Below are 5,144 nucleotides of genomic sequence, written 5' to 3'. Positions count from 1 at the left end.
AACAAACATGTGAGCGCGATCGTGACGGCGACACGCGAACAGTCGACCGGTCTCCAGGAGATCAACACGGCTGTTAATACCATGGACCAGGGCACGCAGCAGAACGCGGCGATGGTCGAAGAGCAGACGGCGGCAAGCCACGGTCTTGCCTCCGAAGCCGCCTCGCTCAATGCGCTGCTTGCCCAGTTCAACCTCGGCGAAGTGCGAACCGGGGGCGGCCGTCGCCGCGCGGCTTGAGTGGACGTCGATCGACAGAATGCTGCAATAACAAGGCGATAAGGCCCTTGCCGTGAATCAGTATGGCAAGGGCTTCAAGCCCGACATGATAAAGGCCCGGGAAACCGGGCCTTTATCATTGGGGCGCTGTTAACGTTGTCCGCCGATATCTCCTCCAGTCATCCTCGGGCTTGACCCGAGGATCCAGTGCCAAGGGGTCGAGACCCGGAGATGGATGCTCGGGTCGAGCCCGAGCATGACGGAAGCAGGAGACGGCGCTCTGCTGGGTGCACTCACTTCTCGAGTGTCACCACTGCCTCGACATGGGCCGACCACAGGAACTGGTCGATCGGCGTCACAGAGGTGATGCGGTAGCCGGCGGCAGTCAGGATCGAGAGATCGCGCGCAAGCGTGATCGGATTGCAGGAAACGGCCACGACCTTCTTGACGCCGGAGCGGGCGATCTCGTGGCACTGCACTTCGGCGCCGGCCCGCGGCGGGTCGAAGACGATCGCGTCGAAGACCTTCAGCTCCTGCGCCATGACCGGACGGCGGAAGAGGTCGCGCTTCTCGACCGTCACCGGCTTCAGCCCCTGCGTGTTGCGGGCGGCGAAGTCGAGCGCCTTCAGCGCCTTGTCCTCGCCTTCGACCGCATGCACGCGCGCCTTGCGGGCGATGCGCAGAGCGAAGGTGCCGCAGCCGGCAAAGAGATCGACGACGCGCTTGGCCTTGCCGAGATGGTCGAGCACCAGCTTCGCCATCGCCTCTTCGGCTTGCGCCGTTGCCTGGGTGAAGCTGCCGGGTGGCGGTAAGACCGAGACGCCGCCGAAGTCGATCACCGGTTTCACCGGCTCGACGATGATTTCGCCATTGAGGCTGACGCGGGCAATGCCGCGTTCGCCGAGCACCGCTTCGACGGTTCGGCGGCGCTCGCGATCGTCGAGCTTCTTGATGCCATCGACGGAAAGGTCGAGCCCGGACAGCGTCTCAAGCACGGTGATGCGGAAGGGCTCGGCGTTGACGGCGATCGCCGCACCGATCTTGGCGATGGTCGCGAGCCTCGAGACGATGCCCGGGCTCGTGATCGGACATTCCGAGATCGCGACGATGTGGTGGCTTTCGGCCTGGTTGAAGCCGAGAAGCAGCTCCTTCTCGGTCTTGCGGGCGGTGAAGACCGCGCGGCGGCGCTGGCCGGGCTCAGCGGTGATGAGCGGCGCTACCTCCGGCTTCAGCCCCTTCGACTTCAGAGCGGCGATGACAAGATCGCGCTTGAAACCGTGATAGAGCGCGTCCGACGCATGCTGCAGCGTGCAGCCGCCGCAGGTGCCGTTGACGCCATCGGGGCCGAAGTGTCGACAGCGCGGCTCGACGCGTTCGGCTGACGGTTCTTTCAGCGAGATCAGCGTGCCGTGCGACTTGTTGACCGCCAGCGCTGCGATCTCGCCGGGCAGCGTGAACGGCGCGTAGATCGGTCCATCGGTCCCCTCTGCGATCCCGTCGCCCTGAGCGCCGAGACGAGCGATCGTCACCGTCTGCGTGCTCATGGCTTCTTGCCCGCGAGCAGGAATTCGACGTTTCCGTCGCCACCGGCAATGGGCGAGGGGATGAGGCCAAGGCTCTGCCAGCCCATGTCCTCGGTAAGCCAGCGCTCGAGTTCGGCGGCAACCGCCGGGGCGCTGTCGGGATCCTTGAGCAGTCCCGCCTTGCTGATCGCATCGCGGCCTGCCTCGAACTGCGGCTTCACCAGCAGGATGCAATGCGCACCGGGAAGCGCCATTTCGAGCGCCGGCGGCAGCGCAAGTTTCAGCGAGATGAACGAAACGTCCGAGACGACAAAGGTGACCTCGCGATTGTCGATGTCGTCCTCGGTCATCGCGCGGGCATTGAGGCCCTCGATGCTGGTGACGCGCTCGTCGTCTGCGACGCGCGGATGGATCTGGCCATGGCCGACATCGATGGCAACCACGTGATCGGCCCCGCGCTTCAAGAGCACTTCGGTAAATCCGCCGGTCGAGGCGCCGATATCGAGACAGCTTTGCCCCAAGGGATCGAGTGCGAAATGATCAAGCGCTGCGACAAGCTTCAGCGCTGCGCGGGAGACATAGTCCTGCGCCGGATCATCGATGGTGATCGTCACGCTCTCGTGGAAGGCCAACGACGGCTTGGTGACCGTGCGACCATCGACCTTGACGGTACCGCGCTGGATCGCGTCACGGGCGCGGGCGCGGCTGGCGACCAGTCCTGTGTTGAGCAGCAGCTGGTCGAGGCGGATTCTGTTCTTGTGTTCTTCATTCTGGCGATCTTCTGACATGTGTTTCTCATGGCGACTTGCTGCGACGATGGCAAGCCCCCCCGCGGCTGCAGCAGCGACGCGGCGCGCGCTAACAGTCAGGAAACCTTAAAAAGTAGGGGAATATTCACGTATCCTTAAATGATGGATGCGAATTTGCGGAGATGTCGAGCCTGCATGACGCAGGGTCTCCGCTCTCGGATCTCCCGACAAAATCTGATCTTTCCGTCACCTGACGCTTCCTGGCGCAAGGAGTTGCCGCATGCCGCGTTTTCATCTCAGGCTTTCCCATCGCATCGGCCTGCTCGTGCCGATCGCCGTTGCCGGCATCCTCGCGATCGTCGCGATCTTCGTCGTCGAGAAGGACATCGAGGAAGACTATCGCCGCCAGGTGGAAGTTCATCGTGATGCAGAGCGCAGCCTGCTGACGCTGGAAGTGCAGTTCCTGCAGACGCGCCGCGCCGAAAAGGATTTCCTGCTGCGGCGGGAAGACAAGTATGCGGCGTCACACACACAGACGGCCGTGAAGGCTCAGGAAACGATGGCCGCGCTCGGCAAATTGCTCGACAGCACCTCGACACGCCAGCAGCTTCAAACGATCGCCGAGGGCTATGAGCGCTACCTGGCGGCCTTTGGGGCTGTTGCCCAAGCCAACCGCACCCTCGGTCTCGACCCGGCAAACGGCAAGGAAGGCGCGATGCGTACCGCCGTGCATGCCATCGAAGAGCTGTTGAAATCGGTCAAGGACAGGGGCCTGCAGGCGAGCATGCTGACGATGCGTCGCCACGAGAAGGACTTCATCATGCGGCGCGACCACAAATACGTGGAAAAGCATGCCGACGAAGTGGAGGCCTTTGCGGCCACGCCTGCCGAGGCGTTCGGCGGCAGCGACGTGCAGGGCAAGGTATTGGCTGCGCTCAAGGATTATGCGGCGGCCTTCAATGATTACGCGGCCCTTGCCGAAAACGAAACCGAACTGCGGACCACGATGTCCAGCGCCTTTGCCGCCGTCGAGCCGGTATTTGAGCAGATGGCCAGCGCTATCGAGGCGGAAAAGGTCAAGGCGGAGACGGAAAGCGTCGCTACGCAGAAATCGATCGAGGCGATCGCTCTCGCCGCTATTGTCGCGGCGATCGCGGTGATTGCGGCGACGGTGTTCCTGGTTGGCCGCACCATTTCCCGGCCGATCGTCGCTACGACCCGCTCCATGACACGCCTTGCGGAAGGCGACGTCACGTCTTCGATCCCCTATTCCGGTAGAAAGGACGAGATCGGCGAGATGGCCGGCGCGGTCGAGATCTTCCGCCAGGCGGCGATCGCCAATCGCAGGCTGGAGGCGGAAGCCGCGGAAAACCGAGTGCGAGCCGAGGCCGAACGGATCCGCCTGCAAGAGGAAGCTGAGGCCGCCGCGCAGGCGCGACTGGTTCAGGCGACCTCGGGCCTGGCCGGTGGTCTCAAGCGTCTCGCAGCCGGCGATCTCGCCTTCCAGCTCACCGAGCCCTTCGCGCCCGACTTTGAGCAACTGCGCCACGACCTGAACAGCGCTGTCGCCCAGCTCGGCGATGCCCTGGCAGCGGTCGCCGATAGCAGCCGCTCCATCGACGGCGGTTCGCGGGAAATCAGCGAGAGTGCCGATGATCTGTCGCGCCGCACCGAGCAGCAGGCGGCAGCCCTCGAACAGACCGCCGCCGCACTCGATGAGATCACCGCCAATGTCACGAACTCGACGAAGCGGGCGGAAGAAGCACGGCACGTCGCCACCGAAGCCAATGCGAGCGCCGCCAAATCCGAAAGTGTGGTTGCGGATGCCGTCGAGGCGATGCGCCGGATCGAGAACTCCTCCGGCCAGATCTCCAACATCATCGGTGTGATCGACGAGATCGCCTTCCAGACCAACCTGCTGGCGCTCAATGCCGGGGTCGAAGCGGCCCGTGCTGGCGAAGCCGGCAAGGGCTTTGCGGTCGTCGCCCAGGAAGTTCGCGAACTTGCCCAGCGTTCGGCCAGAGCCGCCAAGGAAATCAAGGAACTGATCCGCAACTCGACCGCGGAGGTCGAGGGTGGCGTGAGGCTGGTGCGTGATACCGGCGCCGCTCTGCAGGCAATCGGCGACCATGTCGCGACCATCAACGAACATATGAGCGCAATTGCCGTCTCGGCGCGCGAACAGTCGGTGGGTCTCAGCGAAGTCAACACGGCGGTCAATCAGATGGATCAGGTGACTCAGAAGAACGCCGCCATGGTCGAGGAAGCCAATGCCGCAAGCGCCCAGCTCGCCAACGAAGCGGTGCGCCTGCGCGAGCTGATCACCCGCTTTACGCTTCCGGGCGAAGCCCGCCCTGCGTCGGTCAACGAACTCCGGACGGTCGCGCGCGCCATGGCGCCTCCGGCGGCCGCCCCCATGCAGCGTTTCACTCCCGCTCGCCCGACGTCACATGGCAACGCCGCGGTGGCGCACGACGATTGGCAGGAATTCTGATCGATACATCCAGAAATACAAAAACCCCGGCGATGAGCCGGGGTCAGACTGCTGACAAACCTCTGGCGTTTGCCGGGGGTTTTTGATTCACTGGGTTATGTTGAAGAAACCCGCTCCCGAACAGACCGCACTCGAGATGGTGACGCTCGACAGCCTGGTTCC

General features: G+C 63.7%; 3 protein-coding genes and 1 pseudogene. 2 read left to right on the top strand and 2 right to left on the bottom strand.

All coding sequences use genetic code 11. The annotated features are described in order from the left end of the window. Positions 1-237, top strand: a pseudogene (locus BBX50_RS25525) (chemotaxis protein); the annotation flags it as partial. A 272-nt stretch (positions 238-509) separates the two neighbouring features. On the opposite strand, the gene BBX50_RS25520 reads toward BBX50_RS25525, so the two are convergent. Further along, positions 510-1,760: a class I SAM-dependent RNA methyltransferase gene (locus tag BBX50_RS25520; protein WP_065778092.1), complete on the bottom strand. Its 1,251-nt coding sequence runs from the start codon at positions 1,758-1,760 to the stop codon at positions 510-512. Next, a complete protein-coding gene (locus BBX50_RS25515; protein WP_065778091.1) occupies positions 1,757-2,527 on the bottom strand; it encodes a TlyA family RNA methyltransferase in 771 nt (256 codons plus the stop codon). The genes BBX50_RS25520 and BBX50_RS25515 overlap by 4 nt, the downstream gene beginning before the upstream one ends. A 241-nt stretch (positions 2,528-2,768) precedes the next feature. Here BBX50_RS25515 and BBX50_RS29535 point away from each other — a divergent pair, with 241 nt between their 5' ends. Next, entirely contained in the window at positions 2,769-4,982 is a 2,214-nt protein-coding gene (locus BBX50_RS29535; protein ID WP_083213804.1) for a methyl-accepting chemotaxis protein, read from the top strand. Positions 4,983-5,144: the final 162 nt, after the last annotated feature.

It is taken from the genome of Ensifer sp. LC11 (assembly GCF_001695835.1).
In the GTDB taxonomy this organism is placed as follows: Bacteria; Pseudomonadota; Alphaproteobacteria; order Rhizobiales; family Rhizobiaceae; genus Ensifer.
The sequence above is the reverse complement of the archived record's forward strand: the minus strand, read 5'-3'. Positions and strand labels throughout refer to the sequence as shown.